A 4,430-nucleotide genomic window follows, 5' to 3' on the forward strand; every position below is an offset into this window, starting at 1 on the left:
TACGGCTCCTACACGGTGGTCGTCTCCGCCGGCGGCTGCGCGGCGGCTCCCTCGGCTGCTCTCGTCGTAAGCTCCAGTGTCAAGCCCCTGGCCGGCTCCAGCCTGAGCGTATACCCTAACCCCACCCACGACGGCAACCTGACCGTGGAGCTGAGTGGCTACGCTAAAGCTACCGAGCTGACGGTAATCAACGCCCTGGGTCAGGTGGTGTTCACAACGACCGTGGACGGCAACAGCAGCACCCGCTCGGTCCGCCTAAACCTGGCGGCCCAACCCGTGGGCGTGTATCTGCTACGGGCCAAAACCGAAGGCGGCCTCGATATCCGTCGTATTGTGAAGGAGTAGCTAACTTAGTCTACCCTATTAAAAAGCCTTCCTGCGGCGCAGGAAGGCTTTTTTGTTGTCTTCTGAATCTGGGCTCAAGACCCGGAGAATAGTACCCGTAGCGGCACACGGTTTGGCCGGTACGCGGTGGTTGGTGAAGCTCCCATTTGGGCCGCACACAATTTTGTAAGGCACCCCGACGGCATTGAATATTTCCGGCATAACCGCCTTGAACGGGGCCGGTCGAAAAGCTCAGCAATTTATTTTCAGATATCCGCCCTTCCATAATTCAAATACCTCGGAAAGGTCTCATATTTACGGAAGCGCCGCCCCGTTATCCTCTTACCCAAGCGAATTGCTATTAACTGATTGAGCGGCGACTGTCACTACTACGCATCCTTATTTATTCCCTTTCCACTCCCGTTGAGTACTTGCGCTGCTGACTACTGATTCAGGTTAGCCAAGCAGCCCCTTTTTTCTTCATTTTTTCAGCATTTTTTCACTTCCCACCTATTTACAACCTCTATGCAAAACCCATTACCCCATACAGGTAAGGCCCTCGTGGCCGGTTCTACCTGGCGCCCGCTGCTGACGGCGGCGTTGGGCTTGAGCACGCTCGTGGGCGCCCAGGCGCAGACCCGCGACCTAGCTCTGCCCATCGCCGACAAGCGCATGGAGCGGCCAGCTTCGGCGGCCAGCCCGGCCCGCGTGGCCCTGCCCGCCAAAACCCTCGCCCTGCGCCAGGTTCAGGCCGAAATCAGCTCGACGGCTACGGGCGGCAACTGGAGCGACCCGACTACCTGGGTCGGTGGCGTAGTGCCCACGGCGGCCGACAACGTAACCATCGTGGCGGGCGCGACCGTGACGCTGGACGTGGCCGGTACCTGCGGCAACCTGACCGTGGCGGCCACTGGCTCGCTGCTTACCTCGGCCACTACAGCCTACGTGCTGCAGGTAGCCGGTAGCATTACCAACAACGGCACGCTGGATTTGAGCGCCAGCTCCACCATCGGCTCCGACCTGCGCTTCACCGGCGCCGGCAACGCGGCCTTCACCGGCACCGGCACCACCGACCTGCAGACCATGTCGCTGGCCAAATCGGTACGGGCCGACATCGTGGAAATGGCTCTGCCCTCGCTGTCGGTGAAAGGCAGCACCACGGCTACCGATGGCTTCCTCTCGACGCGCACCACCACCAACACGGTGGATGACATGACCGGGACGCTGAAAATCTCGGGCACCAACACGGTGACTAACCGCGTGTTCAGCAACGCCGCCTCCTACGTTATTCCGGTTACCGGCGGTTTCTGGCTCAACAACCCCAACTTCACCGTCGCCAGCCAAACCGGCTCGCCCGTCGTGAACGGATTGCTGCGCATTTCGACCGGTACCTTCAACGTGGGTAACTCGATCGGCAACTCCATCAACTTCGGCACCGGCTCGGTATACACCATGGAAGGCGGCACGCTGAGCACCGTGGGTCGTTTCACCAGCTTTACCAGCGCCACGGCCGCAGCGGCCATGACCTTTACCCTGAGCGGCGGTACCATTAACGTAGCCACCGTTGGTAACACCTCGGGCACGCCTTCCTTCGGCGTCAACGGCACCACGACCATTTCGGGCGGCACCATTAACCTGGTGCAGCGTAGCACTGCCACCACGCCCCTCGACTACTACGTAGCGGGCACCTATACCTACACCGGCGGCACCGTAAACGTGGGCGTAGGCGCTACGGCTACTAACTTTGACTTCCGCATCCGCGGCACCTTCCCCAACCTGAACCTTGACAACACGAACAACGCCAAAACGGCCGTGCTGCAGGGTCAGACCAACGTGTACGGCACCACGCTGATTACTGCGGGTGCCAACCTAAATCTGAACGGCCTCCTGCTGCTCCAACTGGGTGCCACTATTACCAACAATGGTACGCTGACGGGCACCGCTACCGGTAGCACGCTGTATTTTGCCGGCTCGGTTCCCCAAACCATCGGGGGCACCGGTACTGCCACTACCATTCGCACGCTGACCGTGGATAACAACGGCGGTGGAGCTACCCTGAACATGCCGCTGGTTGTGACCCGCGTCAACATGTTTACCGGCAACCTCAATGGCACCAACAACCTGACCATCGGCGACGGGTCGGCTATTTTCTTCGTTATTCAGCTGGGCGTAACGGCCAACACTGGCACCAGCGGCTCGTTTGCCTCGGCCCCGACGTTCAATATCGGTACCGGCGCTCTGCAGCTGATCTACGCCCCGGAAATTACCAACCGTACGACTGGCTTCGAAATTCCGGCCAGCCGCGTAGTTGACGTTATTACCATTGGTAACCCGGCGGGCGTAACGCTGGCCGGCGGCCCCGTAACCGTACCCGGCGTTTCGACGGCTTCCCTGATTCTGACTAGTGGCGTGCTGACGACCTCGGCCGCCAATACGCTCGTGCTCGGCCCTAGCGCCGGCGCCATCCCGACGGGTTCGGCCACGTCTTACGTGAAAGGCCCGCTGGGCATCACCGTTAACAGCGCCACCGCCGTTAGCCGCACCTTCGCCGTGGGCGACGCGGCCGGCTGGCGCCCAGTAGTAGTGGGCGGCATCACGACCAGCGCCAACCAGGTGTTCACGGCTACGGTTATCAACGGCACGCCTAACGGCAGCGTAGTAGCCCCAGTTTCGAACCTGAACCCCACCCGCTACGTGCGCCTCGAAAACTCGGCTAACCTGCCGGCTACGGCCACGGTACAGCTCAGCTACGGCACCGGCGACATTGTGGGCAATGCCGCTACCGCCGTGGTAGCACAAGCTCCTAGCGCCAACGGCCCATATGCTTCCATCGGCGGCACGGCAGTAACTACGCCCGCCACGGGTTTGGTTTCAACCCTGAACCTTACGCCCGGCAACGACTTCTTCGTGCTGGCCAACACCGAAGGCGGCTCGCTGACCAGCTCGGTTAGCACGGTTTGCGCCGGCGCCAACTCGGGTACTATCACCCTGACGGGCTACGTAGGCACTATTGTAACCTACGAATTCAACACCGGCTCGGGCTTCACGCCTCTGCCCACGCCCAACAACACGCCCACGCTCACGTTCAGCAACCTGACCACGACCACCACGATTCGGGCCGTAATTCTGACGGCGGACGGTCGGCAGGTGAACTCGGCGCCCATCACAATTACGGTGAACCCCACGCCCACGGCCACGCTGACGGCCAGCACGCCCACCACGTTCTGCGGCTCGGGTACGCTCACGCTGAATGCTACGCCAGTAGCCGGGGCTACTTACCAGTACCAGCTCAACGGTACTGACATTGCCGGCGCCACTTCCGCCACCTACACCACCACGGCTACGGCCAGCGGCAGCTACACGGTCATTGTGACCAACGGCGGTTGCTCGGCCACCTCGGCTGCGGTGGCCGTGACGGTCAACCCCGCTACCTCGGCTACGTTCAGCTACAGCGGCACTACGTTCTGCGTGAGCGGCACCAACCCCACGGCTACCGTGACGGGCACCACGGGCGGCACCTTTAGCTCGGCCGCCGGCCTGAGCCTGAATGCCACCACCGGCGCCATCAACCTGGCCGCTTCTACGCCCGGCACTTACACCGTCACCTACAGCGTGGGGGGTACCTGCCCTTCGTCGGCTACGGCTTCGGTAACCATCACGGCAGCTCCGGTGGCTTCGTTCTCCTACGCCGCGACCAGCTACTGCACCACCGGCAACAACCCGGCCCCAGTAGTACCAGCGACCAGCACGGCGGGCACCTTTAGCTCGGCCGCCGGCCTGAGCCTGAACGCTACGACCGGTGTTATTAACCTGGCGGCTTCGACGCCCGGCACTTACACCATCACCAACACCGTAGCCGCTTCCGGTGGCTGCACCGCCGTTTCGGCTACGGCTTCGGTAACCATCACGGCTCCGGCTACGGCGGGCTTCAGCTACGCGGCGGGTACGTACTGTGCCGGCAGCACCGGCTCGGTGACGCCCACGCTGGCCACCGGAGCTTCGGCCGGCTCATTCAGCTCCACCACGGGCCTGAGCCTGAACGCCAGCACCGGGGCCATCAACCTGGCCGCCTCCGCCGCGGGCACCTACACCGTCACCAACACCGT

General features: G+C 62.3%; 2 protein-coding genes. Both read left to right on the forward strand.

The window, feature by feature from the left end; translation table 11 throughout:
- Positions 1-345: T9SS type A sorting domain-containing protein (locus tag CLV45_RS24735; protein ID WP_157807778.1), on the forward strand; the 345-nt coding region annotated here is incomplete at its 5' end.
- Between the two features lie 504 nt (positions 346-849).
- The coding region (locus tag CLV45_RS24740; RefSeq protein WP_157807779.1) for a beta strand repeat-containing protein at positions 850-4,430 on the forward strand (3,581 nt) is incomplete at its 3' end.

It is taken from the genome of Hymenobacter chitinivorans DSM 11115, assembly GCF_002797555.1.
Classification (GTDB): Bacteria; Bacteroidota; Bacteroidia; order Cytophagales; family Hymenobacteraceae; genus Hymenobacter; species Hymenobacter chitinivorans.